Source organism: Ralstonia chuxiongensis (assembly GCF_024158925.1).
In the GTDB taxonomy this organism is placed as follows: Bacteria; Pseudomonadota; Gammaproteobacteria; order Burkholderiales; family Burkholderiaceae; genus Ralstonia; species Ralstonia chuxiongensis.
Window position 1 is genome coordinate 524,259 of the sequence record NZ_JAMYWC010000004.1, and the last position, 24,999, is coordinate 549,257.

Genomic DNA, 24,999 nt, shown 5'->3' on the forward strand with positions numbered 1-24,999 from the left:
GTTCAACTTGGCATTCAATTCACGAAGCGCATCGACACGTTGCCCAGATCCTGGAAACGCACGCATACGCTGTCGCCCGCTGCCACCGCAATCGCCTCGGTCACGCCGCCGGTCATGATGAAGGTGCCAGCCGGGATCTCCTGGCCTCGTGCGCCGAGGTGGTTGGCCATCATGGCCACGGCGGCCGCCGGGTGGCCAAGGACGGCAGCGCCCGCCGCCATGGCGACAGCGCGGCCATTCTTTTCCAGCACCACGCCCAGTGTGCGCAGGTCCAGTTCCTCCAGATTGCGGGAACGGCCACCGACCACGAAGCGCGCGGCCGACGTGTTATCGGCAATCACGCTCTTGAGGTCGAACTTGAAATCGCGGTAGCGGCTGTCAATGATCTCGACCGCCGGGATCACGAAATCAATGGCCGCCAGCACATTGCCGACATGGCAGCCCGGACCACGCAGCGCAGCCTTGGTGACGATGCAGATCTCGGCTTCCACCTTGGGATGGATCAGCTCCGACATGCGAATTTCACTGCCCTCCGCACGGGCCATGTCCTCGCTCACGAAGCCGAAGACCGGCGTTTCAACGCCCATTTGCTTCATCTTCGCGAACGAGGTCAGCCCCGCCTTCAAGCCGACGATCTTCAGCCCGCGCGCTTCCTTGCGCCGACGGATCTCGTCCTGGATGTCGTAGGCATCGGCCCAGTCCATGTCGGGGTATTCGTCGGTGATCTTGGTGATGTCGCGTACGTGCAGCTGCGCGGATTCCACATGCGCAGCCAGCGCTTCAATGGTTTGGCGATTCAGTGCCATGGTGTATTTCTCCTCGATGCTCTGTTGGGTGTCAGATGAAGCGCACCGAGGTGCTACCGAGGCCGCCGACGCTGCAGTGAAGGCTGTCACCCGGCTTGACCGGCACGAGCGGCGATTGCGAACCCGACAGGATCACATCGCCGGCCTTGAGCGCGATACCGAGTCGCCCCAGCGTATTCGCCAGCCACGCCACAGCGTTCACAGGCGAGCCCTGGACGGAGGCGCCGCACGAGGTGCTCACGATCTCGCCGTTCTTCTCCAGCACCATGCCTGCCAGCGCCAGATCAAGATCGCGCGGGCTGCGGCGTGTCCCGCCTAGCGTGAAGACACCGCACGAGGCGTTGTCGGCCACGGTGTCCTGGATCTTGATCTTCCAGTCGCGGATGCGCGAATCGACAATCTCGAAACATGGCATCACGCAGTCGGTCGCGCGCAGCACGTCGGCCGCCGTCACGCCGGGGCCGCACAGGTCGCGCGAGAGCACGAAGGCCACTTCGGCCTCCGCCTTCGGCGCGATCATCTTGCCGGTGTCGACCGGCTCGCCCTCGTTGAAGACCATGCCCGAGAGCAGATGGCCGAAGTCGGGCTGGTTCACGCCAAGCATGTCCATCACGATCTGGCTTGTCACGCCGATCTTCTTGCCGATCACGGTTTCGCCGGCTTCGATGCGGCGGCTGATCATGCGCAGCTGGATCTGGTAGGCGTCGTCGATGGTGATGCCGGGTTCGCGGTCGGTCAGCGGCTCCACCGGTGTGCGCGAGCGCAGCGATTCGTAGAGCGCGTCGCCGTAGTGTTGGATCTTGAGGGCGTCCATATGAAGGTCTGCGTAAGAGAGTGGTTCAGGCGACTGCGCCGGCATCGGCTTCGGCCAGGAAGTTGTTCACGAGCTGGGCAAAACGGGCGCTGTGTTCGATCTGTGTCCAATGCCCGCAGTGGCCGAAGACGTGCAGCTGGCTATTGGGAATCCAGTCAGCCAGCGTGAGCGAGTTCGATACCGGGATCACCTGATCCTCCCGCCCGTGCAACACCAGTGTTTCGTGCGGCAGCGCGCGGATGTCGGCTTCGGCGCTCGCCATGGCATCCACCCAGCGCTGCCGGGGTGCGGGGAACATGGCGGCATAGGATTCCTGCACACCCGGCACGATGGTGGCCTCGTAGCGTAGTTGCGCCAGTTCGTCGGTCACACGGCCGCGGTCGTAGGCAAACACGTCGAGCAGACCGCGCATGGCCGCCAGCGACGGTGTGTAGCCCCACACCGCATCCAGCGCCGGCGTGATGGCAAACGGCACGCCGACCGCGCCCATCAGCACCAGCCGCCGCACCCGCTCGGGCGCCCGGATCGCCAGCGCCAGTGACAGCCCGCCGCCAAAGGAATTGCCGACCAGATCGACCTGCGGCAAGCCAAGGGCATCCAGCAGGTCGATGGCTTGCTGAACCCAAACGTCCATGTTGTAGACCTGCCCCGCGGGCCGGTCGCTCAGGCCGAAGCCCAGCATGTCGGGCGCAATCACGCGGCGCTGCCGGGCCAGCGCAGGCATGACCGGCCGCCAGTTGACCCATGCGCTCACACCCGGGCCTGACCCGTGTATGAGCAGCACCGGTGCGCCCTGCCCGACATCGTGAACGTAGGTCTGAACCGCACCGGTGCGGACGTAGCGGGCATCCGCGCCTTCAAGGTTGATCGTGCTCATAGTTTCACCATCACGTTGCGCAGCTCGGTATAGAACTCCAGCGAATGCACGCCGCCTTCGCGGCCGATGCCAGATGCCTTCGCGCCGCCGAATGCCGTGCGCAGGTCGCGCAGGAACCAGCTGTTGATCCAGCACAGCCCCACCTCAACGGCGCGCGCCATGCGGTGCGCCGTGCCCAGGTTTTGCGTCCACACCGTGGTGGCCAGACCGTAGTCCGTGGCGTTCGCAAGCGCGATGGCTTCTTCCTCGGTATCGAATGGCGCAATGTGGCAGCAAGGGCCGAAGATTTCTTCGCGAATGACGCGGGCGCTCTCGGGCAAGCCTGTCCAGATGGTCGGCTGCACCCAATGGCCCTCGGCCAGCGCGGCAGGCATGTCGGGGGCACCGCCGCCAGTCACAACCGTGGCGCCCTCGGCCCGGGCCAGCTCGTAGTACGACATGACCTTTGCCTTGTGCTCGCCAGAGATCAACGGGCCCAGACCCACCCCCGGCTCTCCCGATGGCCCGATCTTCAACGCCTCAGCCTTCTCCTTGAGTGCTTGCACAAACTTGTCGAAGATCGGCCGTTGCACGTAGACGCGCTCGGTGCCCAGGCAGACCTGCCCGCAGTTCTCGAACGCACTGCGCGTAATGCCAGCGACGGCCTTGTCGAAGTCGGCATCGGCAAACACGATGCCCGCGTTTTTGCCGCCCAGCTCGAAACTCACCGGCCGCACGCCCTTGGCGGCTGCCGCCATGATGGCCTCGCCCGTGCGCGTCTCACCTGTGAAGGTGATGCCGTTGACGCCGGGATGTCGCGTGAGGAACTCGCCCGCAGAGCCCGGCCCGAAGCCGTGCACGACGTTGTAGACACCCTTGGGAATGCCCACATGCGCCATCACCTCGCCCAGCAGCGTGGCCGTGGCCGGTGTCTCTTCCGACGGTTTGACGATGACGGTGTTGCCGCAGGCCAGCGCCGGGCCGACCTTCCACGTCATCAGCAGCAACGGCAGGTTCCACGGGCACACCACCGCCACCACGCCCAGCGGCGAGCGCAGCGCGTAGCTGACGGCCGTACCGCCATCGGGCGTGGCCATCTCGAAACTCTCTGTGGGCACGTTCTTCACGATGTCGGCAAACACCTTGAAGTTGGCCGCGCCGCGCGGGATGTCGATGTGTGCCGCCAGGCTGCGCGGCTTGCCGGTATCGGCCAGCTCGGCTTCAAGAAAATCGTCGAAACGCCGGTTGATTTCGTCTGCCACCGCGTGCAGCAACTCGACGCGCTTGACCACGGTCATGCGGCCCCAGTCGCCATGCAGGGCAGCCTGTGCGGCGGCCACGGCGGCATCCACCTCGGCCTGCCCCGCCTCGTGAACCAGACCGATCACACGGTTGTCCACCGGCGCACGGTTCTCGAACGTCTTGCTGGTGGCGACAAATTCGCCATTGATGAAATTGAGGAATTGCTTCACGGTTGGATTCCCGAAACAAACGGTTCTTCTTTTGGTTGAGGAGAGCTCTTCATGACAGGCCGATCGCGTGCAGCCCTGCGCGGGCACACGCCTCATCCTGCTCAGCCGAGCCGCCAGACACGCCAATGCCACCGATGCGCTCGCCCGCCTCGATGATCGGCAGGCCACCGCCAAAGATCACAAGGCGCGGGCGCTCGGCCAGCCCCAGGCGCAGCATTTCATCGCCGGCCAGCAAGTCACCCCACTGCGCGGTGGGAAAACCGAAGCTGGCCGCCGTATAGGCCTTGTCGATGGCAATGTCGATCGAGTGCAGAAACGCGCCCGACATGCGCGCAAAAGCCACGAGCGTGCCGCCGCCATCGACCACGGCCACGTTGATGCACAGGCCCTGCGCCTGCGCCGACTCCACCGCCGCCGCAACGGCAGCCTGGGCCGCGGGGAGCGTGATCTGGCTGCGTACCTCGCTGAGGAAGGTGGCGTCGTGTGCAGTACGTGTGGACATGGCAAGACGGGACGTGGAAATGGCGGTTCAGGCGGCTCGGCAAACAGGCTCGGACAGATCAGGTGTAGACATCGGTGAACGACGGCACCGCTTCACCCGTGTGGTAGAAGATGCCGGTCCACAGCTTGTCTTCGCTCCACGTGGTGACGGGGCGATCTGGCTGCGCGAGGTAGCCCAGTCCAGCGAACGTCTCGTTGCGGTTACCGCTGGGGTCGAAGAAGTAGATCGTTTCCCCGCGCGTGATGCCATGACGCGTGGGCGCCACGTCGATCTTGGTCTGGTTCTTGGCCATGACGTCTGCAGCCTTGAGCACGTCGTGCCATGAATCCAGGAAGAAGGCGATGTGGTGCAGGCCACTGCGCGGACCACCGACGAACGCGATGTCGTGCGGCGTGGTGCTGCGGGCCAGCCATGCGGCAGCCTGTACGGCGCCGCCCGGGCCGACGACGACCTGCTCCGTCAGGAAGAAGCCCAGCACCTCCTGCATGAACCGCGTGTTTTCGGCAACCGTGTTGATGCCAGCTTCCGGATTCAGCTCGCACATCAGCAGGGCATGATCCAGCCAGTGCACGCCCGCGCCCTTCAGGTTGTCCGGCCACGGGTCGGGGTTGAGACTGCCCACCTCGGTGCCGACCACCTCCTTCATTGCATAGAGCCGCATCTCGTGGCCGCTCGGCAGATTGAACTGCAGCATGCGGCCGGTGGCCGGCAGCGAGCCCTCTGGCAGCATCACCGTCTTGAGGCCCCACGCTTCAATCTTCGCCTGCAGTTCGTCGAGGTCGGCGTCCTTCTCTACCTTGTAGGCGAGATGGTTGAGGCCTGCCTGGTCCGACGGTGTGAGGATGAGCGAGTATTTGTCCCACTCGTCCCAGCACTTGAAGTAGACGTTGCCGGCGTTGTCCTGCATCGTCACCTTCAGGCCGAGCACGTTTTCGTAGTGCCGAACGGCGGCGGCCATGTCCATCACCTTTAGGCTGGCATGCCCGATTCGTAGAACACCCATGCTTGTCTCCTGGTTGATCAAACTCACTGCGGTTTTTTGTCGGACTGCGCCCCCGCAGATGCGGCGAAGCCTCTGGAAAACGGTTTTTCAAATCTGCCCAGTACAGCCAGCCTGACGGCGGTCAGCGGTGCTTCACGGCACGCCAACGTCACGCCCTGCGCTTCTTCGTCTGCGCTGACGTGGGCACGGCTGAGCGGCCCCAGGCGCACGGTGCTGCCTTCAAGCACGCGCACCTTGCACACCCCGCAGCCGCCATTGACACAGCCCACGGGAATGCCCTTGCGCCCGAGGCGCAACATGCCCGTCAGCAAGCTCTCGGTGGTGGCGCATGGGTAGTGCTCCTGGGTCTGTTCCACGCACACATCCACCTTGGGTCGGGTATCCAGCATTGCGTGGCACTCCTTTCAAACCCGCTTGAACAGCGGGCTGCGCTGCGCGTTGGCATCGGCAGCCGAGAGGAACTTCTCGGTGTAGATGTCATCCTCGAACAGCCGGCCCTGCATGAGCGCGCCGATGGCAGCCTCCACCATCGGCGGCGGCCCGCACAGATACGCCTTGTGCCCCGAGAACTGCCCGTTGAAATGCACCTTGGCAGCGTCGTGGGCAAAGCCGCGCGCACCGTCCCAGGCGCTCCCCTCGGCTTCGTTCGACAGCACCGGCACGTAGTGGAAGTTCGGGTGGCGATTGGCCAGGGCAACAAACTCATCGTGGCCGTACAGCTCTTCACGACTGCGTTGTCCATTGACCAGCGTGATGGGCAACGTGCAGCCCTGTTCCAGCAGATCAAGGATCATCGACCGCGGGCTGGACAGACCCGAACCACCTGCGACGAACAGCATCGGCTTGGCCGCTGACTGCCGCACGAAGAACCGGCCGTACGGGCCCGTCACGTGCAGCGTGTCTCCTGCACCAACTTGCTCGTGCAGCACGCCGGTTCCGGCGCCGCCTGGGACGCGGCGCACCTGCAGCTCGATCTCGCCCGTGCTTGCCACATTGCTGGGCGAATTGGCGATCGAGAAGGCACGCCGTTGACCGAGCCCTGGAATCTCCACCATCACGTACTGGCCAGCCTGGAAGTCGATCGGCTGGTCGAGCTTCAGGCGCAGCCCCTTGATGGTGGGCGTGAGGGCTTCAACGCGCGTGACCGTCGCCACAAAATCCCGCACGGGAATGACACGCGCGTCCGGCTCGTCGTCTACATCAGCCTCGATGCAGACGTCGCTCAGCGCGGTGGCGCAACACGCCAGCGTCTTCCCTTCTTCACGCTCGATATCCATGAGCGCGAAGGGATTGGCTGGGCCGTGGTCCACCTCGCCGTGCGTGACCTGCACCTTGCACGTACCGCACAGTCCGTGGCCGCACGCATGCGGGATGTACACCCCCGAGCGCAACGCGGCGTCGAGCAGGGTCTGGCCCTCGGCCACGTCCAGCGTGGCGCCAATGGGCTCGATGGTGAGTTGATTACACATGGCTTAACTGCAGGAACCGTTGATGCCGGTGAGGCCCGGCGTACGAAAACGGATCACGTCCTTGTGGCCCAGACCGTTCTCGGCCAACGACTTGGCCGCATCGGGCGTCCAGGGCTCACCGGACTTGAACCACTGGGCTGCGCTCCAGTCGATGCGCGCGAAGTCCGGATGCTCGGCGTAGATGCCTGGCAGCACCTGGCTCATCAGCGCACCGAACGGCATGTCGGGCGGCAGCGGCAGGCAGACCGGCGCGCTGAACATCAGGTGGTCTTCCCACCCGATGTAGAGCAGCGGCGCAGGAAAGTTCTCGCGCACGTCCTTCATCGGAAACTTGTAGGGCGCGGCTTTCGGATTGGTCACGACGCTCATGCTGTTTCTCCCGTCCAGGCGGCGAAGTTCTTCTGGTCTTCCGAGCCTTCGAAGTCGAAGTTGTCACGTCCGACGTTCATCTCGTAGTACTTGAGCACCGCCATCAACGGGTCGAACCCTTCGGCGGTCGGGTCCGTGCCCTCGGGGAAGCAATGACCTTGGTAGACCTGGTGCACAGGCAGCCAGCTCTGCACATACTTCTCGGGTTCGTCGTCGAAGATGTGTTTGCAGTGGTCCGAGCAGAAGTGATACTTGTTGCCGAAGTAGTCGCTCTCGCGATAGGCGATCTTGGTGGCGTCGCCCGGCTCGGTGAAGAACATCGGCACCTGGCAGGTCGTGCACAGCATCGGCAACGTCTTGTTGTAGAAGCGCCGTCCTTCCTCGGCCCGCTCGCGCCAGAATTCAAAGCGCGGGCGATAGAGCTTGTCGAAGGAGTCCGGATACTTCTGCGCGAGCCACTGCATCTCGTCCTCGTTCGGAATCCACGTGTGGAACGGTGCGGCCGCGCCGTAGTTGTAGAACGTGGCCCACGCCTGGTGGCTGATGTGGTCCTTGCCTTCGCACGCGTCCTTCCAGCCCGCCGGCTCGCGGATGCCATAGCGCGCCAGGTCCTTGAAGAGCGCGCCACCGTTGCCCTCGGCGTACATCTCCCAGGCCTCCTTCCAGCTCATCACGCGCTTGGGCAGCATGTAGTCCTGCATCATCGCGACGATGGTCAGCAGCCGGTAGCCGCGCCAGAACCACTTGTCGATCCAGCGCTGAACGATGGGCACGTTGTCGGGATCCTGCTCCAGCATGAACTTGATGCATTCGATGCCCAGCGTCATGTGGCGCGACTCATCGGACTGCGCAGAGAAGCCGAAGGTGACGGTGCTCATGTCGCCGTTGTGCGCGGCGCCGGACATGAACGGCACGAACAACAGGTTGGTCAGCACGTATTCGAACGAGAAGCTGACCGCTGTCAGGAACTCGAACGGACCGGCCGTGCATGCGTCTTCGAAGAACGACTTCGGCACCGACAGGTACCAGACACGGTCGAACCAGTGGTTCGGGCTGTGCATGCCGTTGAAGTACTTGTTGTAGTGCGAGATCGCATGCGTCTCGGTCTGGTAGTGGCGCAGTTCGTCGATGGACTGCATCTGCGCAGCCACGCGCGCACCTTCGCCCGTGAACTGACGGCCCACGTGGGCAAACCCACGGTGCGCGTTGTATTCCAGTGGCGTGACGCCCTGGATGAACAGCTTGAGCGCATTGACGTAGCGCGCATCGCTGATGCCGAGCTGACCGTTGTTCTGCGCAAAAGCCTCAATCACGGCGTAGAGCTTCTTTTCCTTCTCGCCCTGATACTTCCAGTACGCATCCATGGTCAGGCGGAACGGGTCTTGCCACTTGTCCCAGTCGTGGATCTTGATCCCTTCGTAGGTGTCGTACGGAAAGACCTTGTCCATCGGCTGATAGGTGGTTTCCCAACCGAGGCCGCGCGTCATGGCGGCGTAACGCTCTTTCAGGCCAAGCTTCTTCTTGGCAACACGGGTGTCCATCGGGTGTCTCCTCTCGTATGTGTAGGTGTGCGAGGTCTTGCGTGTTCAGTGCTGCCAGCTCAGCGTCAACTGATCGTCGTCTTCGTCGATGTGGCCCGAGAGCGTGACGAGGTTGACGTGCAGTTGCTGAAGGTCGAAGGGCCGGCCTGTCTGCTCTTCGATGGTTTCGCGGCGGATGGTCAGGCGCCCTGGGGCGTCGATCTTGACCAGGCCAGTCGGGTAGGTGACGACGGCCTCCGGGTTGTCGGTCACGATGGCCTCGATCACAGGGCGCGACTCCTCGTTGGCCTGGAAGGCAATAAAGACTTGAGACATGGGTTTCCTCTGCAAGCAATCGGAAGACGTGGAGTTCAGAGCGACAGGCCAAGCTTGGCCGCACGAGCGTCAAGCGCGGCACGCACTTCGCCCAGTGCCGCAGCGCCGTGCTCTCCCAACGCCATCTCGGCCACGGGTGCCAGTGCGGCCTGTGCACGGTCGGCCCACTGCGCGAACCATTGCGAGAGCAAAGCGCGGTTGCCAGCGGCTTCGGGCTCCGGTGCGCTCGCCATGGTCTTGATGACCGCGTCGATCCAGCGCGCGGTTTCGTCGTGCCACTCGGGCATGAAGCTGGTCAGGATGGCCACGGCCGTACCGCCTTGCAGCGCGAGGTGGTCATCGACAAAGTGCCCATAGATGAGCGGATACAACAGGCCGTCCAGTGCAAGGTTCTGGGCCATGAACAGCTCGACCGGGTCCTGCACCACGAAGCTGTCTTCCACGTAGCGGCGCAAGCCTTGCCAACGGGGGTCTTCCAGCCAGGCCCGCTTGCCGGCATCGAGCACGGCAGGCTCGTCCAGTGCCAGGGCCAGACGGGTAATCAGCTGTGCAATCCCGAGATCGTCCATGGCGTGGAACATCGCGGGCGCGGTGAAGGCCGTGCCGTAGCCATACGCGCAGATCGACGCGTTGTTCATGTTGGCGCCCCACGCCACGTGGCGCAGCGGCAGCAGCACCTGCAGCGCGCGGTCGCGCAGCGCATCACCCATCGCAGATGCCAGCCCGCGCGACTCGACAAACTGGAAGTTCGCTTCCACCGCTTCCTGTTGACGCGCGCGGGTCATGGTCCAGGTGGCGTAATAGAACTGGCGCGGATCTTTGAGCGCCTGCCAGTCAGCCAAGTGAATGCGGCTGCGGCTCGGGTCGTACAACTCGTGCGCTGGGTCCCACGTCGGACGGTAATGAAAGTTCGCCATGGACTGCGCGCCGTAAGTCGCTTCCTGGTAGCGCGTGGCTGCTTTGCCTTCGCCGATAAGGCGGGCAACGTGGGCGAACGTCTGCCGCAGCGGCGTGATTTCGCGGGCCTGCAAGTCGATGTTCATGCGGGTTGTCTCCTGGGTGTTTTATGGGGTGTGGCGGTGGACGGTCTACGCCGTCTCAGGAATCCAGCCTCGTCACCTGGTGGCGCTGACAGAACGCGGTGAAGGCCGGCTCCGGCAGCAGCAAGTCGACACTCAGCTCGGGCCAGCCGATGGCGAACTCGAAGCTCACCAGCCCATCGTCGCGTCGCTCAATGCGACTCACGTATTTGCGCGTGAGATCGACGATGGGCATCTCGTCGGATGACAGGTTGATTTGCGTGGTCATGGGCATATCCGCTGTTGAGGTCGGGATTGCCACCGACGCTGAGCTGTCGCCGGTGACGGCTCCTCTTTTGCAGAAGCTGTGCCAGCCGGGCGGACTTTCTTCAAAAATCTCGATATTTCGAGGGAAAACCCCAACAACGAGACAGCCTTTATGCGGTGTCATGCACGCAAAACAGGGGGCAATGGCTGCGAATTTCGCTTGATCAGGCAGGCGAATTGATCATTTGATCGAGCCACTCGGGGCGGCTTTCATCAAATCGTCGAGCCCAGCCGTAGCCTAACAGGCCTGGAATAACCGGAAAGCTGGCGAACGACACGGTCATTGCGAGCCGCGCGCTCCAACTTCGAGAAAACACTCGGGCGACGGATAGGCGTATATCCGGTGTCCGGGGTGCTTTACCTCCAAGCAGAATCCAGATTCTCGAGATTCTTATCAATTGATCAAATCAGACGGCGAGGCAACGGCGACCGAATCTGATCAAAAACTGAAATCGCGATGGGGAAGGACGCTTCTGCACTGCACACAGCCGGCGCACAGGAGTGTCGACGGCGCGCGTCGATACAGGCGTCAGGGATTTTTGCGTTGCACCAACCCACGGCAGGCGCTGCGGTTGGCACCGCCCTTGCAATGGAGGACCGCCCAGCGCAAATGCGACCGCGCTGAGACCACCAAGCAAAAGCACTACAGACCCACCAAGGAGACATCACCATGGCGTTACTGGAACGCGCCGCGTGGTACGACATCGCACGCACGACCAACTGGACCCCGAGCTACGTCACCGAGTCCGAGCTGTTTCCCGACATCATGACCGGCGCGCAGGGCGTACCGATGCAGACATGGGAAACCTACGACGAGCCATACAAGACGTCGTATCCCGAATACGTCCGCATCCAGCGTGAGAAAGATGCCGGTGCGTACTCGGTCAAGGCTGCGCTAGAACGCAGCCGCATGTTCGAAGACGCCGACCCGGGCTGGCTGTCGATTCTGAAGGCGCACTACGGCGCCATTGCGCTCGGCGAATACGCCGCGATGAGCGCGGAGGCACGCATGGCCCGCTTCGGCCGCGCACCGGGCATGCGCAACATGGCCACCTTCGGCATGCTCGACGAGAATCGGCACGGCCAGCTGCAGTTGTATTTCCCGCACGACTATTGCGCCAAGGACCGTCAGTTCGATTGGGCCCATAAGGCTTATCACACCAACGAATGGGGCGCGATCGCGGCACGCAGCACGTTCGACGATCTGTTCATGTCGCGCAGCGCGATCGACATTGCGATCATGCTGACGTTCGCATTCGAAACTGGCTTCACGAACATGCAGTTCCTCGGCCTCGCCGCCGACGCTGCAGAAGCGGGTGATTTCACCTTCGCCAGCCTCATCTCAAGCATCCAGACCGATGAGTCGCGGCACGCGCAAATCGGTGGTCCGGCACTGCAGATCCTGATCGCGAACGGCCGCAAGGAGCAGGCGCAGAAGCTCGTCGACATTGCCATTGCGCGCGCCTGGCGACTGTTCTCGCTGCTCACCGGCACCTCGATGGATTACGCAACGCCGCTGCACCATCGCAAGGAGTCGTTCAAGGAATTCATGACGGAGTGGATCGTCGGGCAGTTTGAACGCACCTTGATCGACCTGGGCCTGGACCTGCCCTGGTACTGGGATCAGATGATCAACGAGTTCGACTACCAGCACCACGCCTACCAGATGGGTATCTGGTTCTGGCGCCCGACGATCTGGTGGAATCCCGCGGCCGGCATAACGCCTGATTGCCGCGACTGGCTCGAAGAAAAATACCCCGGCTGGAACGACACATTCGGCAAAGCCTGGGACGTCATCATCGACAACCTCTTGGCCGGCAAGCCCGAGCTGACCGTGCCCGAGACGCTGCCGATCGTATGCAACATGAGCCAGTTGCCGATCTGCGCAATTCCGGGCAACGGCTGGAACGTGAAGGACTACCCGCTCGACTACAAGGGCCGCACGTACCACTTCAATTCCGAGATCGACCGCTGGGTCTTCCAGCAAGACCCGCTGCGCTATCGCGACCACCTGACGCTGGTCGACCGATTCCTCGCGGGGCAGATCCAGCCGCCCAACCTGATGGGCGCACTTCAGTACATGAACCTGGCGCCTGGCGAGTGCGGTGACGACGCCCATCACTACGCGTGGGTCGAGGCGTATCGCAATCAGCGCTACCAGAAGAAAGCCGCGTGAGGCGGCACGCAAACGGAGGACGACATGGCACTTTTTCCTGTGATTTCGAATTTTCAGTACGACTTCGTGCTGCAGCTCGTCGCGGTGGATACCGAGAACACGATCGACGAGGTGGCCGCAGCAGCGGCACACCACTCGGTGGGGCGCCGCGTGGCACCGCAGCCCGGCAAGATCGTCAGGGTCCGGCGCCAGGGCGGCGAGCAGTTCTATCCGCGCAACGCCAAGCTGGCCGACACCGACATCAAGCCGATGGAAGCGCTCGAATTCATTTTTTGCGATGCATGAGGCCGCGATGAACTTCCAGAAAGTCTGCTCGCTCGACGAGCTTTGGGAAGGCGACATGACCGAGGTCGAAGTCGCCGGCCATGTGATCGTGCTGGTGCGCCCCGAAGGGGGTGAACCGCGCGCGTTCCAGGGAATCTGCCCGCACCAGGACATCCCGCTGGCCGAGGGCAAGTTCGACGGTCGGGTGCTGATGTGCCGCGCACATCAGTGGACCTTCGATGCCAACACCGGCAAAGGCATCAACCCCGGCGGCTGCCGGCTTGCCGAGTACGCCTTGAAAGTCGAAGGCGACGACATCTTCGTCGCAGTCGAGGGCGTTGAGCCTCTCTTCGCCAATTGCTGACATCGCCCAGGAACCCACCATGAGTATCGCCAACACCGCCGAGGCCTACCGCAACAATCGCGTCGGCCCAGTACTGCGCGCGAGCAGCATCACTGCCGGCGTCATCGAAGCCGCACAGGAAGACAACCCGGGCAAGAGCATCCGCATCGACGACAAGCTCGCCTATGTGCGCATCGACACCGACGGCGAACTGATCCTGCGCCGCGCCACGCTCGAAGAGGCACTGGGGCGACCGTTCAAGATGTCCGAGCTCGAAGTCAACCTCAGCTCGTTCGCCGGCCGCATCGAAACGACGGATGACTACGTCCGGTTCTACTACGAAAAAACGCTGTAATCGGAGACACACATGACAACGCAAGCTGAAGTCCTCAAGCCGCTCAAGACCTGGAGCCATCTGGCCGCGCGGCGACGCAAGCCCAGCGAGTACGAAATCGTCTCGACCAACCTGCACTACACCACCGACAACCCCGATGCGCCGTTCGAACTCGACCCTAATTTCGAAATGGCGCAGTGGTTCAAGCGCAACCGCAACGCATCTCCCCTGACCCACCCCGACTGGAACGCATTCCGCGATCCGGATGAACTGGTCTACCGCACGTACAACATGCTGCAGGACGGGCAGGAGACCTATGTGTTCGGGCTGCTCGACCAATTTTCCGAGCGCGGGCACGACGCCATGCTCGAACGCACCTGGGCAGGCACGCTGGCACGCCTGTACACGCCCGCGCGCTACCTGTTCCACACGCTGCAGATGGGCTCGGCCTATCTGACGCAACTGGCGCCCGCCTCGACCATTTCGAACTGCGCGGCTTATCAGACGGCCGATTCGCTGCGCTGGCTGACACACACCGCGTACCGCACCAAGGAGCTGTCGCAGACCTTCAGCGACCTCGGCTTCGGCACCGATGAACGCCGCTACTGGGAGCAGGACCCGGCGTGGCAAGGCTGGCGCAAGCTCGTCGAACACGCGCTGGTGGCGTGGGACTGGGCCGAGTGCTTCGTTGCCCTGAGCCTGGTAGTACGGCCGGCGGTAGAGGAAGCCGTATTGCGCAGTCTCGGCGAAGCGGCCCGGCACAACGGCGACACCCTGCTTGGCCTGCTGACCGACGCGCAACTTGCCGATGCGCAACGCCATCGCCGCTGGGCCGGCGCACTTGTACGCATGGCGCTGGAACAGCCCGGAAACCGCGAGGTCATCACCGGCTGGCTCGCCAAATGGGAGCCCCTGGCAGATGAAGCCATCGTGGCCTACTGCGCAGCACTGCCCGACGCGCCAGCGGCGCAGGCGCGCGCAACCGCTGCCGTGCGCGAGTTCCGGCACAGCATCGGCCTGTGAGACCAGACAGCCCGGGCGACATCACTCCATCCAAACCATGGCCAACGACACATCGGAACTGGCGATGACACACCAGATCACCATCGAAGGCGGCGCCGCTTTTTCCATCGCTGCAGAAGAAGACACCTTGCTGCGGGGCGCGTTACGCGCCGGCATTGCCCTGCCCCACGAGTGCAGCGTCGGGGGCTGCGGTGCATGCCGCTTTGACCTGCTCTCGGGTCTCGTGGAATCCATCTGGCCGGAAGCACCCGGGCTGTCCGAACGCGACCGCAAGCGCGGCAAACATCTCGCCTGCCAGTCGCGCCTGCTGGGCGATTGCACGATCCGCGTGCGCTGCGACGAAGCATATCGCCCGGTCGTGTCACCGGGCCGCTGGCCGGCCGTGCTGCTGGCCCGGCGCGAGCTGACGCCCGACATGAGCGAGTTCACATTTCGGATACAGGCCCCGGCAGAGTTCCGTCCGGGCCAGTACGCGCTGCTGTATCCGCCGCACACGCCGGGTGCGCGCGCCTATTCGATGTCGAACCTCCCCAACGAGGACGGCATCTGGAAATTCGTGATCCGGCGCGTTCCCGGCGGTGCTGGCAGCAACGCTTTGTTCGATCACGTTGAGATCGGGCAAAGCATCATGCTCGATGGCCCCTATGGCCACGCCTACCTGCGTGACGACAACGCACGCGACATTGTGTGCATTGCCGGAGGCTCGGGGCTTGCGCCCATGCTGGCGGTCGCCCGTGGAGCGCTTTCCGAGAACCGCGTCGGGCGCGTGCACTTCTTCTACGGCGGGCGCTCACAGCCCGACCTCGGCGCCATGGCGGCACTTGAAGACCTCGTGGCAGACAGCCGCTTCGCACTCTCGGTCGTGCTGTCTGCGCCTGCGCCCGCGCTTGGGTGGCAAGGGCCGACCGGCTTCGTACACGCCGAGGTCGAGCGGGTGTTGGCAACGCCGCTGGACCATTTCGAGTTCTACTTCGCCGGCCCTCCGCCCATGATCGAAGCCGTGCAGACATTGCTGATGCACACGCATCACGTGCCGTTCGAACAGATGCACTTCGACCGCTTCGTCTAAGCCTGCAACCCATCAAGAATCGCGAGCCCAGCAACGCGACGAACACAGCACAGCACAGCATTGACGATCAATTTCGCAGATCGGCCATGTCGCGTATTTTCACCAATCCCCATATCTGGAAGCTGAGGTTAAGCTCATTCGATCGAACCTTGTATGACGTCCGCGGACCGTCCGACAACAACAGTCGGACGGTGCCGCGTGAGCGCCAGCCGCTCGCCGTCGCGACGGCAACCCATCTGGCCGCGATCGAGGAGACCATGGCAAAACGGCATCCGCGACAATCCAAATCCGACGCAACGGCACCGGCGCGACCCGATCGCGACCCGAAACACCCGGTCGCCACCGAGATCCGCGTGCCGGCCATCCACGACCTCGCCAAACGCTTGCGCTTCGCTCCGCAGCAAGGCCGGATCTGGTTGGACGACCAACGCATGATGCTCATGCACATCAGCTCGCTCGGCGCGCTGAGGCAAGAGCTCATCGAAAGCCTGGGCAAGGAAACGGCGCGTGGGCTGATCACCCGCATCGGCTATCAGGCCGGTACGCACGATGCCGCCATGGCGCGCAAGGTTCGCGCAGGCTTCAACAGCTACGACGACTTCCTGGCAGGCCCGCAACTGGTGTCGCTGGAAGGCATGGTGCATTGCGAGCCGGTCGCACTCGATATCGATGTACAGCGTGGCCACTATTTCGGCGACTTCTACCTGATCGACAGCTCCGAGGCCGAGGCCCACGTCGCCAGCTACGGCATCGGCAACGAACCGGTGTGCTGGATGTTGATCGGCTATGCGTGCGGATACACCAGCGCATTCATGGGCCGCCCCATCCTCTGGCGCGAGATCGAGTGCCGCGGCATGGGGCATGCGAAATGCCGCGTGGTTGGCAAACCCGTTGAAGAGTGGGAAGACGCCGAAGACGACCTGCGTTTCCTGCAGATTGGCGATTTCGTCAAGTGGGCGCCCCAACACGAGGCGCCATTGCCCGCCACAAGCCGCATTGCAGCGCGTCTGGCCGCCGCACCGGCAAACAGCTTCGGCGTGGTTGGAATCTCGGCCGGTTTCAACACCGTCTGCCATATGGTGAACAAGGTGGCCCCCACCGAAGCCACCGTGCTGTTCCTGGGCGAAAGCGGTGTCGGCAAGGAAGTCTTCGCCAACAATCTGCATCGCCTGAGCAAACGCGCCGACGGGCCATTCGTCGCCGTCAATTGTGCGTCGATCCCCGAGCATCTGATGGAATCGGAATTGTTTGGCGTGGAGCGTGGCGGATTCACGGGCGCGACCACATCACGGCCCGGGCGCTTTGAACGCGCCGACGGCGGGACGCTCTTCCTCGATGAAATCGGCACGCTCAGCCTGACAGCACAAGGCAAACTGTTGCGTGCGTTGCAGCAGGGGGAAATCGAGCGCGTGGGCGATACGCGCACACGCAAGGTCAACGTGCGAGTGATTGCCGCAACGAACGTGAACCTGCGCGAAGCCGCCAAGGCGGGCCAGTTTCGCGAAGACCTGTTCTTTCGGCTGAACGTTTTCCCGATCCAGGTGCCGCCACTGCGCGAACGGCGGGACGACATCCCGCTGATGATGAACTGGTTCCTCCAGCGCTTGGCCAAGAAGCACGACAAACAGATCACCGGCTTTCGCGAACGTGCCGTCGATGCGCTGTTCGCCTACGACTGGCCCGGCAATGTCCGCGAGCTGGAGAACATGATCGAACGCGCCGTGATCCTGGCCGAAGATGGCGGGTCACTGGACTTGTGCCATCTTTTCACCAGCGGTGAGGAGATCGACACCGCCTCGTTCATCCTCAAACGCAGCGGCAATATCGGGCAGAGCAGCGAGACGGCTGAAGACGTCGCGCCGTCCAGCACCGCCATTCCCCGGCCAGGCCTGGAGGAAACCGAGGTGGCGATGTTGCGCGCCGCCGTGGTCGAGGCCAACGGCAACCTGTCGCGCGCGGCACGGGTGCTCGGCATCAGTCGCCCGACGCTGGCTTACCGGCTTCGCAAGTATCACATTCCGGTCGACGGAAGCTGACCCGTGCAAGCCTGGGCGACAAGGTTTCGTCGCCCAGGCACGCGCGCCCTAGAAGCGCTTCTGATACGCAATCACGGCGTTGACTTGCGAGTGCGTCACGCTGATCGGCACCGCCGTATTGGGCTGGCTCGAATTGGCCAGCGTCTTGCGCAGCGCTACCGACAGCGCAAAGTCGATCACATCGTTCTTGCCGATTGCATAGGAAACGCCACCGGTCAGGCTCGTCGTGGGCGTGGCGGGCACCACGGCCAAAAGCATGTTGCCCGGAATGGCCTCCCGCGCGTAATGGAACCCGCCACGGAACGTCCACTTTGCGTTGTAACGGTACTCGGCGCCGATCCCGAACACGCTGATATCGCGGTAGTTCTGCGGCAGCGACAGATCCAGATTGGCACCCGTGCCTGACTGCACGAACCCGACGTTCATGTCCTTCATCACGCTTGACCAGAACACACGCTGGTAGTCCGCTGACACCAGCAGCTGATCGTTGAACCGATGACTGATGCCTACGGTCAGTTGCGCGGGCATCTGGAAGTTTCGAACCGTCACGTCGCCCTTGAGCGGGATGTTGCCTGCGACCGAACTGACGGCGGCAAGCGTTGCTTGGCCCGTGAGGTCGCCAACATGCGTCTTCGCGTTATACGCGGCACCGATGCGGGTATCCGGCGTGACCTGATAGGTCAGACCCAGCCGCCCGCCAATGCCCCAGGCCTGAGCGCCGCCCCCGACCGGGGCATTGCGTGCGAAGTTGATGTAGCCGCCGGAAAGCCCTGGCACGCCCATCAAGGTGGGAACAAGCGTGCCCGAGACGCGCCCCTGGCCGGCCAGCGTGCCGATCTGGGAGACATCCAACAGTGTCCCGAGATTCAGCGAGGTCCAGACCGCATCCAGCGATGCGCCCACGGTCAACTTGTCGGTGACTTGGTATGCCGCCGAAAACGGCACACGCAACACCAGCAGACGTGAGAACTGGTCCAGCCCGGTGTCCACTCCGTTGGAGGTGCGCGAAAGGAAGCTGCTGCCACCGTATTGCGTCCCGAGGCCACCCTCCGCGAAAATGCCCGCCCCAAACGCGTACCTGCCCTGCCGATAAACGAACGCGGTCTGCGGCGCAAAATACGGGCCGTTGTTATTGCCGTGGTTGCCCGAACTCGCTGTCTCGCCGGTTGCGGTATTCGTGGCCTTGATGTCGGTCGACACGACATCGAGCCCCAGGCTGAAATGGCGGCCATCGCCCATCAGGCTAAGCGTCGCGGGATTTTCCATCATGGCGGCGGCCCCGATATCGAAGGCCGCGCCCGTTCCGCCCATTGCGCGCGAGATCGGACCAAAACCCTCCAGATTGAACACGTCTGTCGCCCTGGCGTGGGTCCCACAGACCGCAACACAGATGGCCGTGGCCGCGCGAACGTAGTTGCCTTTCACGGGTGTCTCCTTGTCTATTGATTGATGCGAGATAACAAGACGGCGGCACTGCCCGATCGCGACGAACATGCGCCGCGGACACACCGCCGGAATCGCGACCGGCAAAGCGCTGCTGCGCGGTCGCGGGAGTCGGTTTGCAGAAGGCATGCCAGTTGCGACCGCCTCGCCAAATAATCTCGATATTTCAAGGGAAAACCATGACGTTTCGGCTCGATTTCCCGCGCGTGTTCCGGGCCCCAAGTAGGGTCGCCTGCTCCCGGTACGGAGACCTCCTTCTCCTTTTTGACGATTTGGTGGGATTGGTCAGCATCGGCGCTTGATCAATTGATCAAAGCCCTCGCCCCTGCCGGAAACCCCGCTGTTTCCGGTGCTTGCTGTCTTCCTGCTTATCCAGGAGAATATCGAGATTCCGGCCAATTCCGCCCTCACCCAGGAGGCCGCGCGCTGTGCAAGCCAAGTTCAATTACCCCTCAGACGCCGACCTGCGGCGCCTGCTGCATTTCGAACCCGAGAGCGGCACCATCTGGCTGGGCGAGCGGCGCATGCTGTTGCTGCACACCGCCGCGCTGAGCGGTTTGCGGCAAGACCTGATCAATTCGGTAGGGCCAGTTCATGCGCGCCGCCTGTTGACCCGCATGGGGTATGCCTCCGGGCGTCGCGATGCCGAATTTGCTCGCAAGACGCGTGGAGCGCTGTCACTCGATGCCGCCTTCATGGTCGGCCCGCAGTTGCACATGCTCGAAGGGGCGGTGCGCGTCACACCGGTCCAGCTCGACTTCGACCCCGCGAGCGGGCGGTTCTTTGGCGAGTTCCGCTGGGACAACTCCTGGGAAGCGCACGCCCACCGCCAAGCCTACGGCGTGGTGGACGAACCGGCTTGCTGGATCCAGCTCGGCTATGCCAGCGGCTACACAAGCGCGTTCATGGGCCGCCTTATCCTCTTCAAGGAAAGCACCTGTGCCGCATGTGGCGCCGATCACTGTGAAATCGTGGGCAAACCGATTGATGAATGGCCCGACGGGGATGAGCAGCGCCAGTACTTTGAAGACGAGTCATTGCTCGACACCATTGCGGCGCTTAGCGAACAAGTGCAAGCCCTCAAAACCACGATCGAGTCGACACGTGAGCCGCTCGTGGCAGCGGGCATGCTGGTAGGCCGCTCGCCCGCGTTCCAGCGCGCCCACGAACTACTGAACCGTGCAGCTGCCACCCACGTGACGGTGCTGCTCACAGGCGAGACTGGCGTGGGCAAGGAGCGTTTTGCGCGGGCGCTTCACGAAGGCTCGTCCCGAGCAACGGGCCCCTTCGTCGCCGTTAATTGCGCCGCCCTGCCGGCCGATCTGATCGAGGCCGAGCTGTTTGGCGTCGAGCGCGGCGCCTATACCGGTGCCCACGCGGCGCGCACCGGTCGCTTCGAACGGGCGGATGGCGGCACGTTGTTCCTGGATGAAGTGGGCGACTTACCGCTGCCAGCCCAAGCCAAGCTCCTTCGCGTTCTGCAAGAAGGCGAAATCGAGCGACTGGGCGCCGAAAGCACACGCAAGGTGAACGTGCGTCTCGTGGCAGCCACCAACGTCGATCTTGAAGCCGCGGTGGCCCAGGGGCGCTTTCGTCGCGATCTGCTGTATCGGCTGAACGTCTATCCGATCTGCATCCCGCCGCTGCGCGAACGCATGACCGATATCGAGCCGCTGGCCAATCACCTGTTGGCCCGTTTCACAGCCTTGCACCAGAAGCGCCTCGCTGGTTTTGGGGAACGCGCGATGCAAGCGCTCATGCATCACGACTGGCCCGGCAACGTCCGAGAGCTGGAGAACCTCGTGGAGCGCGGCGTCATCCTCGCACCACAGGGCGAAAGCATCGAGATCGAACACCTCTTTCCGAACCAGCCCTCAGGCATGCAATCGCAGCTGAGCCCCCAAGGTCGCCTGGCACCCGTGCGGCTCGAAAGCGAACAGACCCTGTGCGCGCGCATTCTGGACAGCGGCCTGAGTCTCGAAGCATTGGAAACGCAGCTGCTTGACCTTGCGGTCGAACGCGCCAAGGGCAATCTTTCCGGCGCCGCACGCCAGCTGGGCCTCACACGCCCCCAATTGGCCTATCGCCTCAAGCGGCATCTAGACAGAGGTAGCGAAGAATGAAACGCGCCATACAAGCCGGCGTGTCTGGCGCACAAGCGGCCAGCACAACCACGGTTGCGCATGCAGAACCCGAAGTGCCCCGAACCCTATGCGAGCGCGCTTACCTCGATCTGCGGCAAGACATCATTCAGGGCCGTCTGGCTCCGGGCGAGCGCCTGCGCGTTGAACACCTCAAGGATCGATATAACGTGGGGGCCGGTACGCTGCGCGAAGCGCTGGCGCTCCTCGTCTCGGACGCGCTCGTCACGGTGGAGGGCCAGCGCGGTTATCGCGTGACGGGAATTTCGTTGGCCGACCTGCAGGACCTCACCGACACGCGAGTGATGCTGGAGACGGAAGCTGTGCGCTTGTCCATCCGTCACGGCGATGCGCAATGGGAAGCACACCTGCGCGCCACCTTTGACGCCCTGAGCGACGCGGAATCGCTGGGTCCATCGGCCAATCCCGAACACTGGGAACGTGCCAACCGGCAGTTTCATGAAGCACTCATCGCTGCGCACCGCTCACCGTGGAGCAAGTACCTGCTGGACCTGCTCTACCGCCATGGCGAACGTTATCGGCGCGTGGCCATTCGGCGGGGCACCGCGCAACCCAGCAGCCGCAACGTGCATGAGGAACATACGGCCATATTCGAAGCGGCCATGGCACGGCAGGAAGCCCGTGCGGCATTGGCGGTTGAAGTGCACATCCGACTTACATACGAGTTACTGGCAAAGCTCGGACTGGAGACGGGGACGAGTGAATAAAGGTAGCAAACAGGGGATGTGATGACGTGGTGGGCGATTCGCACAAGGCAAATTTTGGCCAGGACATCCCTTCTGCCAGCGGTCACAGCGCCCATGCCGCCAGGGCCGTTTCGCGTACACACAGGACGCTACAAGTTGCAGGCCGCGCGGCCGCAGTGCCGGATTCTCGCTCGGAAGTGAGATTAAGGAGGGTTTTTCAAGCTCCTCCTTACCCCTCTGAATGGTCCCCACCAAGTGACGCTTGCCATGATGCCGCCTAGTACGACCTGAAAAGAAAAAACCCCGGAGATCGTTGATCTACCGGGGTTTCTGGTTCGCCGTGAAATCAGGCGAAACGAGCTTACATATTGTCGATCATCACTTGACCGAAGCCCGAGCACGACACTTGAGTCGCGCCTTCCAGCAAGCGGGCGAAGTCATACGTGACCTTCTTCGACAGGATCGACTTCTCGATCGACGAGATGATCAGGTCAGCGGCTTCCGTCCAGCCCATGTGACGCAGCATCATTTCGGCCGACAGGATTTCCGAACCCGGGTTCACGTAATCCTTGCCTGCGTACTTCGGAGCCGTACCGTGGGTGGCTTCGAACATGGCCACCGAATCCGACAGGTTGGCACCCGGGGCGATACCGATACCGCCAACTTGCGCAGCCAGGGCGTCGGAGATGTAGTCGCCGTTCAGGTTCAGCGTTGCCACCACCGAATACTCGGCCGGACGCAGCAGGATCTGCTGCAGGAAGGCGTCGGCAATTGCGTCCTTGACGACGATTTCCTTGCCCGTCTTCGGGTTCTTGAACTTGCACCACGGGCCGCCGTCGATCAGCTCGGCGCCGAATTCCTTCTGTGCCAGCGCGTAGGCCCAGTCACGGAAACCACCTTCCGTGAACTTCATGATGTTGCCCTTGTGCACGATCGTGACCGACGGCTTGTCGTTGTCGATCGCGTACTGGATGGCCTTGCGCACCAGACGCTCCGTGCCTTCCTTCGAGACCGGCTTGACGCCGATACCCGAGGTTTCCGGGAAGCGGATCTTCTTGACGCCGAACTCGTCCTGCAGAATCTTGATCAGCTTCTTGGCCTTGTCGCTCTGGGCTTCGAATTCGATACCGGCGTAGATGTCTTCCGAGTTCTCGCGGAAGATGACCATGTCGGTCTTCTCCGGCTCTTTGACCGGCGAGGGCACGCCCTTGAAGTAGCGCACCGGGCGCAGGCAGACGTACAGGTCCAGCTCTTGGCGCAGCGCCACGTTCAGCGAACGGATGCCGCCGCCCACCGGCGTCGTCAGCGGGCCCTTGATCGACACCACGTAGTCCTTCAGGACTTGCAGGGTTTCTTCCGGCAGCCACACGTCCGGGCCATACACCTTGGTCGACTTCTCGCCGGCGTAGATTTCCATCCACGAAATCTTGCGCTCGCCCTTGTAAGCCTTCTCAACCGCTGCGTCCACCACCTTGATCATCACCGGGGTGATGTCGAAGCCGGTGCCGTCACCTTCGATGTAAGGAATGATCGGGTTGTTCGGAACGTTCAGGGAGAAGTCTTGATTGACAGTGATCTTCTCGCCGGCCGGGACCTTGATGTGTTGATACATGGACGACTCCAGTGCAGACCGCAGGTAGCGGGTGGACGGTGGGGGTTGACAGCACAGCGCGCCGCTCACGGGTTGGCCGGCGTGGCGCGCTGCAATGAACTGGCGATTCTAACGGCCTACGATGACGCGCTCACGATGCACCGCACAAAATCTCGCATCTGGCGCAAGCCGCAACTCTTATATAAGACACAAGAGTTAATTTCGCATTATGCCGGAAAATTTCACCATCCGCCATATTTCGGCCCCTGATTCCGGGCGCTGTCAACGGCCAATCAGGTCGGCGTCAAAGGCGCAGGCAATCAGGCCGCGGACATCGATCAGGGCAGGATCCGCGTCCCGCCGGGCGCTCCAGACATCCACCAGCCGGACCAAGGCGGCACGCAGATCGCGCGCGTTGTCGGCATCAAGCAAGCGGACCAGGCCGGCAGCATCCACGCCCGGATGCCGGCGCACCAACCACGCAAGCGCCTGGATGTGTTCGATAAAGCGATCGTCAGCCCGGTGCAGATGGCTGAAACAAGAGAGCCCCAGCTGGCGATCCAGCGGCGCGCCGGAAATCGTTTGTGACACGAGCATGAAATCATCAAGGGCGGAAGCGCCGTGCGAAGGGGGCCAGAACCCGGGCAAGGCGCCCAGCACAATCAACGTGCCACAACCCAGGGCGAAATCGCGGCGCTGGAGCCGGGCCGGCGGAATGGGAGCGGCGGGCTTGGTGGGGCGGGAAGATGACGGCGGGAGAGACACGGCAAGCCTTGAGCAAAATCGGCTCGCATTCTCTAGGTGCGGGCGCTGCCATCCAATCAGATCGATCCGAAACGCAGGCGCCGCACGCTTGGCCGCAGGCATCTTTCTTGCGCAGCGCAACATGCGCCACATCGCGGATCAGGAAGTACGGATGCTTCTGTCTGCCCCCAACAAAAAATTCAGTGCAACGTGTCAACGCGCCTGTAACGGCCTGCGTTATTGCAGATGACTCATTTAGCGGGTCGTTGGTTAACTCACTGATCTATAAAAGGATTCACCATGAAGAAGCTGATCGCTGCCCTGATCGCCGGCCTGTTCGCCACCGGTGTGTTCGCTCAAGCCTCCGCTCCGGCTGCTGACGCAGCTGCTGCTCCGGCTGCTGCCGAAAAGGCTGCTCCGAAGGCCAAGAAGGCCAAGAAGCACCACCACAAGAAGGCTGCCAAGAAGGCTGCTGACGCTTCGGCTCCGGCTGCTGACGCCGCCAAGCAATAAGCTTGTGTTTCTGCCGGGCCCACGCGGCTCGGCCGATACAGAAAAAGCAGGTGCTTATGCATCTGCTTTTTTTTCGCCCTCGCCTGCCCAACGGAAATCCCGGGCACACATGCAGGGCTGTC

At 62.9% G+C, this 24,999-nt stretch carries 26 protein-coding genes; 10 read left to right on the forward strand and 16 right to left on the reverse strand.

Features of this window, described 5'->3' with window-relative positions:
• Positions 1-14 precede the first annotated feature (14 nt).
• The 13 genes from dmpH to NKG59_RS16035 are packed head-to-tail and all read right to left on the reverse strand — an operon-like array spanning position 15 to position 10,455.
• Positions 15-806, reverse strand: coding sequence for a 2-oxo-3-hexenedioate decarboxylase (gene dmpH, locus NKG59_RS15975; protein ID WP_252690837.1), 792 nt, complete (start codon positions 804-806; stop codon positions 15-17).
• A gap of 31 nt (positions 807-837) precedes the next feature.
• Positions 838-1,620, reverse strand: a complete 783-nt coding sequence (dmpE, locus tag NKG59_RS15980) for a 2-oxopent-4-enoate hydratase (RefSeq protein ID WP_045202774.1) — start codon at positions 1,618-1,620, stop codon at positions 838-840.
• Between the two features lie 25 nt (positions 1,621-1,645).
• Positions 1,646-2,497, reverse strand: a complete 852-nt coding sequence (locus NKG59_RS15985; protein ID WP_045202773.1) for an alpha/beta fold hydrolase — start codon at positions 2,495-2,497, stop codon at positions 1,646-1,648.
• Complete coding sequence (locus NKG59_RS15990) at positions 2,494-3,948, reverse strand: 2-hydroxymuconic semialdehyde dehydrogenase (protein WP_045202772.1); 1,455 nt, start codon at positions 3,946-3,948, stop codon at positions 2,494-2,496. Before NKG59_RS15990 ends, NKG59_RS15985 begins: the two co-directional genes overlap by 4 nt.
• Positions 3,949-3,997: 49 nt before the next feature.
• Entirely contained in the window at positions 3,998-4,450 is a 453-nt protein-coding gene (locus NKG59_RS15995; RefSeq protein ID WP_045202771.1) for a GlcG/HbpS family heme-binding protein, read from the reverse strand.
• A 58-nt stretch (positions 4,451-4,508) separates the two neighbouring features.
• Positions 4,509-5,453, reverse strand: a complete 945-nt coding sequence (locus NKG59_RS16000; protein ID WP_253538648.1) for a catechol 2,3-dioxygenase — start codon at positions 5,451-5,453, stop codon at positions 4,509-4,511.
• A gap of 23 nt (positions 5,454-5,476) precedes the next feature.
• On the reverse strand, positions 5,477-5,842 hold the full coding sequence (locus NKG59_RS16005; protein ID WP_045202769.1) for a 2Fe-2S iron-sulfur cluster-binding protein: 366 nt from the start codon (positions 5,840-5,842) through the stop codon (positions 5,477-5,479).
• Between the two features lie 15 nt (positions 5,843-5,857).
• Positions 5,858-6,922, reverse strand: a complete 1,065-nt coding sequence (locus NKG59_RS16010; RefSeq protein ID WP_253538651.1) for an NADH:ubiquinone reductase (Na(+)-transporting) subunit F — start codon at positions 6,920-6,922, stop codon at positions 5,858-5,860.
• A gap of 3 nt (positions 6,923-6,925) precedes the next feature.
• Positions 6,926-7,291, reverse strand: coding sequence for a phenol hydroxylase subunit P4 (locus NKG59_RS16015; RefSeq protein WP_253538653.1), 366 nt, complete (start codon positions 7,289-7,291; stop codon positions 6,926-6,928).
• Positions 7,288-8,832 (reverse strand): aromatic/alkene/methane monooxygenase hydroxylase/oxygenase subunit alpha, encoded by a 1,545-nt coding sequence (locus tag NKG59_RS16020; RefSeq protein ID WP_253538655.1) that lies wholly within the window; start codon positions 8,830-8,832, stop codon positions 7,288-7,290. Before NKG59_RS16020 ends, NKG59_RS16015 begins: the two co-directional genes overlap by 4 nt.
• Positions 8,833-8,877: 45 nt before the next feature.
• Entirely contained in the window at positions 8,878-9,147 is a 270-nt protein-coding gene (locus NKG59_RS16025; RefSeq protein ID WP_012430589.1) for an MmoB/DmpM family protein, read from the reverse strand.
• Positions 9,148-9,182: 35 nt separating this feature from the next.
• Positions 9,183-10,190 carry an aromatic/alkene monooxygenase hydroxylase subunit beta gene (locus NKG59_RS16030; RefSeq protein ID WP_045202765.1) on the reverse strand — a complete coding sequence of 336 codons (1,008 nt, stop codon included), beginning with the start codon at positions 10,188-10,190 and terminating at the stop codon, positions 9,183-9,185.
• A gap of 55 nt (positions 10,191-10,245) precedes the next feature.
• A complete protein-coding gene (locus tag NKG59_RS16035; protein ID WP_045202764.1) occupies positions 10,246-10,455 on the reverse strand; it encodes a phenol hydroxylase subunit in 210 nt (69 codons plus the stop codon).
• 708 nt (positions 10,456-11,163) lie between these two features.
• Here NKG59_RS16035 and NKG59_RS16040 point away from each other — a divergent pair.
• From NKG59_RS16040 to NKG59_RS16070, 7 genes are all read left to right on the forward strand, one after another.
• A complete protein-coding gene (locus tag NKG59_RS16040; RefSeq protein ID WP_253538657.1) occupies positions 11,164-12,669 on the forward strand; it encodes a ferritin family protein in 1,506 nt (501 codons plus the stop codon).
• A gap of 24 nt (positions 12,670-12,693) precedes the next feature.
• Positions 12,694-12,954, forward strand: a complete 261-nt coding sequence (locus NKG59_RS16045; RefSeq protein WP_045202762.1) for a toluene-4-monooxygenase system B family protein — start codon at positions 12,694-12,696, stop codon at positions 12,952-12,954.
• Positions 12,955-12,961: 7 nt separating this feature from the next.
• Positions 12,962-13,297, forward strand: coding sequence for a monooxygenase system ferredoxin subunit (locus tag NKG59_RS16050; RefSeq protein ID WP_045202761.1), 336 nt, complete (start codon positions 12,962-12,964; stop codon positions 13,295-13,297).
• A 19-nt stretch (positions 13,298-13,316) separates the two neighbouring features.
• Positions 13,317-13,631: an MmoB/DmpM family protein gene (locus NKG59_RS16055; protein WP_045202760.1), complete on the forward strand. Its 315-nt coding sequence runs from the start codon at positions 13,317-13,319 to the stop codon at positions 13,629-13,631.
• 12 nt (positions 13,632-13,643) lie between these two features.
• The gene (locus NKG59_RS16060) at positions 13,644-14,633 is read left to right on the forward strand and encodes an aromatic/alkene monooxygenase hydroxylase subunit beta (RefSeq protein ID WP_045202759.1); all 990 of its coding nucleotides are present in this window, start codon (positions 13,644-13,646) and stop codon (positions 14,631-14,633) included.
• A gap of 37 nt (positions 14,634-14,670) precedes the next feature.
• Complete coding sequence (locus NKG59_RS16065; RefSeq protein ID WP_253538659.1) at positions 14,671-15,702, forward strand: 2Fe-2S iron-sulfur cluster-binding protein; 1,032 nt, start codon at positions 14,671-14,673, stop codon at positions 15,700-15,702.
• Between the two features lie 257 nt (positions 15,703-15,959).
• Entirely contained in the window at positions 15,960-17,738 is a 1,779-nt protein-coding gene (locus NKG59_RS16070; RefSeq protein ID WP_253538660.1) for a sigma-54-dependent Fis family transcriptional regulator, read from the forward strand.
• 48 nt (positions 17,739-17,786) lie between these two features.
• Here the strand turns inward: NKG59_RS16070 and NKG59_RS16075 are convergent, their stop codons facing one another.
• On the reverse strand, positions 17,787-19,163 hold the full coding sequence (locus NKG59_RS16075; RefSeq protein ID WP_253538662.1) for an OmpP1/FadL family transporter: 1,377 nt from the start codon (positions 19,161-19,163) through the stop codon (positions 17,787-17,789).
• A 446-nt stretch (positions 19,164-19,609) separates the two neighbouring features.
• Here NKG59_RS16075 and NKG59_RS16080 point away from each other — a divergent pair, with 446 nt between their 5' ends.
• Both NKG59_RS16080 and NKG59_RS16085 read left to right on the forward strand, forming a co-directional pair.
• On the forward strand, positions 19,610-21,304 hold the full coding sequence (locus NKG59_RS16080; RefSeq protein WP_092972714.1) for a sigma-54-dependent Fis family transcriptional regulator: 1,695 nt from the start codon (positions 19,610-19,612) through the stop codon (positions 21,302-21,304).
• Positions 21,301-22,050 (forward strand): GntR family transcriptional regulator, encoded by a 750-nt coding sequence (locus NKG59_RS16085; protein WP_045202756.1) that lies wholly within the window; start codon positions 21,301-21,303, stop codon positions 22,048-22,050. The genes NKG59_RS16080 and NKG59_RS16085 overlap by 4 nt, the downstream gene beginning before the upstream one ends.
• A 340-nt stretch (positions 22,051-22,390) precedes the next feature.
• On the opposite strand, the gene icd is transcribed toward NKG59_RS16085, so the two are convergent.
• The gene (icd, locus tag NKG59_RS16090) at positions 22,391-23,641 is read right to left on the reverse strand and encodes an NADP-dependent isocitrate dehydrogenase (protein ID WP_024974950.1); all 1,251 of its coding nucleotides are present in this window, start codon (positions 23,639-23,641) and stop codon (positions 22,391-22,393) included.
• Between the two features lie 261 nt (positions 23,642-23,902).
• Positions 23,903-24,508, reverse strand: a complete 606-nt coding sequence (locus tag NKG59_RS16095) for a sugar dehydrogenase complex small subunit (protein WP_253538665.1) — start codon at positions 24,506-24,508, stop codon at positions 23,903-23,905.
• A gap of 156 nt (positions 24,509-24,664) precedes the next feature.
• Between NKG59_RS16095 and NKG59_RS16100 the strand changes: the two genes are divergently transcribed.
• Positions 24,665-24,877, forward strand: a complete 213-nt coding sequence (locus NKG59_RS16100) for a hypothetical protein (protein WP_004631913.1) — start codon at positions 24,665-24,667, stop codon at positions 24,875-24,877.
• Positions 24,878-24,999 lie beyond the last annotated feature (122 nt).

Bases quoted from the DNA above. Each gene is read 5' to 3' on its own strand.
- NKG59_RS16040 (WP_253538657.1), top strand. From the start codon at position 11,164: ATGGCGTTACTGGAACGCGCCGCGTGGTACGACATCGCACGCACGACC.
- NKG59_RS16070 (WP_253538660.1), top strand. From the start codon at position 15,960: ATGGCAAAACGGCATCCGCGACAATCCAAATCCGACGCAACGGCACCG.
- NKG59_RS16000 (WP_253538648.1), bottom strand. From the start codon at position 5,453: ATGGGTGTTCTACGAATCGGGCATGCCAGCCTAAAGGTGATGGACATG.
- NKG59_RS15995 (WP_045202771.1), bottom strand. From the start codon at position 4,450: ATGTCCACACGTACTGCACACGACGCCACCTTCCTCAGCGAGGTACGC.
- NKG59_RS16095 (WP_253538665.1), bottom strand. From the start codon at position 24,508: ATGTTGCGCTGCGCAAGAAAGATGCCTGCGGCCAAGCGTGCGGCGCCT.
- NKG59_RS15985 (WP_045202773.1), bottom strand. From the start codon at position 2,497: ATGAGCACGATCAACCTTGAAGGCGCGGATGCCCGCTACGTCCGCACC.
- dmpE (WP_045202774.1), bottom strand. From the start codon at position 1,620: ATGGACGCCCTCAAGATCCAACACTACGGCGACGCGCTCTACGAATCG.
- NKG59_RS16055 (WP_045202760.1), top strand. From the start codon at position 13,317: ATGAGTATCGCCAACACCGCCGAGGCCTACCGCAACAATCGCGTCGGC.
- icd (WP_024974950.1), bottom strand. From the start codon at position 23,641: ATGTATCAACACATCAAGGTCCCGGCCGGCGAGAAGATCACTGTCAAT.
- NKG59_RS16085 (WP_045202756.1), top strand. From the start codon at position 21,301: ATGAAACGCGCCATACAAGCCGGCGTGTCTGGCGCACAAGCGGCCAGC.
- NKG59_RS16025 (WP_012430589.1), bottom strand. From the start codon at position 9,147: ATGTCTCAAGTCTTTATTGCCTTCCAGGCCAACGAGGAGTCGCGCCCT.
- NKG59_RS16060 (WP_045202759.1), top strand. From the start codon at position 13,644: ATGACAACGCAAGCTGAAGTCCTCAAGCCGCTCAAGACCTGGAGCCAT.
- NKG59_RS16045 (WP_045202762.1), top strand. From the start codon at position 12,694: ATGGCACTTTTTCCTGTGATTTCGAATTTTCAGTACGACTTCGTGCTG.
- NKG59_RS16005 (WP_045202769.1), bottom strand. From the start codon at position 5,842: ATGCTGGATACCCGACCCAAGGTGGATGTGTGCGTGGAACAGACCCAG.
- NKG59_RS16050 (WP_045202761.1), top strand. From the start codon at position 12,962: ATGAACTTCCAGAAAGTCTGCTCGCTCGACGAGCTTTGGGAAGGCGAC.
- NKG59_RS16035 (WP_045202764.1), bottom strand. From the start codon at position 10,455: ATGACCACGCAAATCAACCTGTCATCCGACGAGATGCCCATCGTCGAT.
- NKG59_RS16030 (WP_045202765.1), bottom strand. From the start codon at position 10,190: ATGAACATCGACTTGCAGGCCCGCGAAATCACGCCGCTGCGGCAGACG.
- NKG59_RS16010 (WP_253538651.1), bottom strand. From the start codon at position 6,922: ATGTGTAATCAACTCACCATCGAGCCCATTGGCGCCACGCTGGACGTG.
- NKG59_RS16020 (WP_253538655.1), bottom strand. From the start codon at position 8,832: ATGGACACCCGTGTTGCCAAGAAGAAGCTTGGCCTGAAAGAGCGTTAC.
- dmpH (WP_252690837.1), bottom strand. From the start codon at position 806: ATGGCACTGAATCGCCAAACCATTGAAGCGCTGGCTGCGCATGTGGAA.
- NKG59_RS16015 (WP_253538653.1), bottom strand. From the start codon at position 7,291: ATGAGCGTCGTGACCAATCCGAAAGCCGCGCCCTACAAGTTTCCGATG.
- NKG59_RS16100 (WP_004631913.1), top strand. From the start codon at position 24,665: ATGAAGAAGCTGATCGCTGCCCTGATCGCCGGCCTGTTCGCCACCGGT.
- NKG59_RS16065 (WP_253538659.1), top strand. From the start codon at position 14,671: ATGGCCAACGACACATCGGAACTGGCGATGACACACCAGATCACCATC.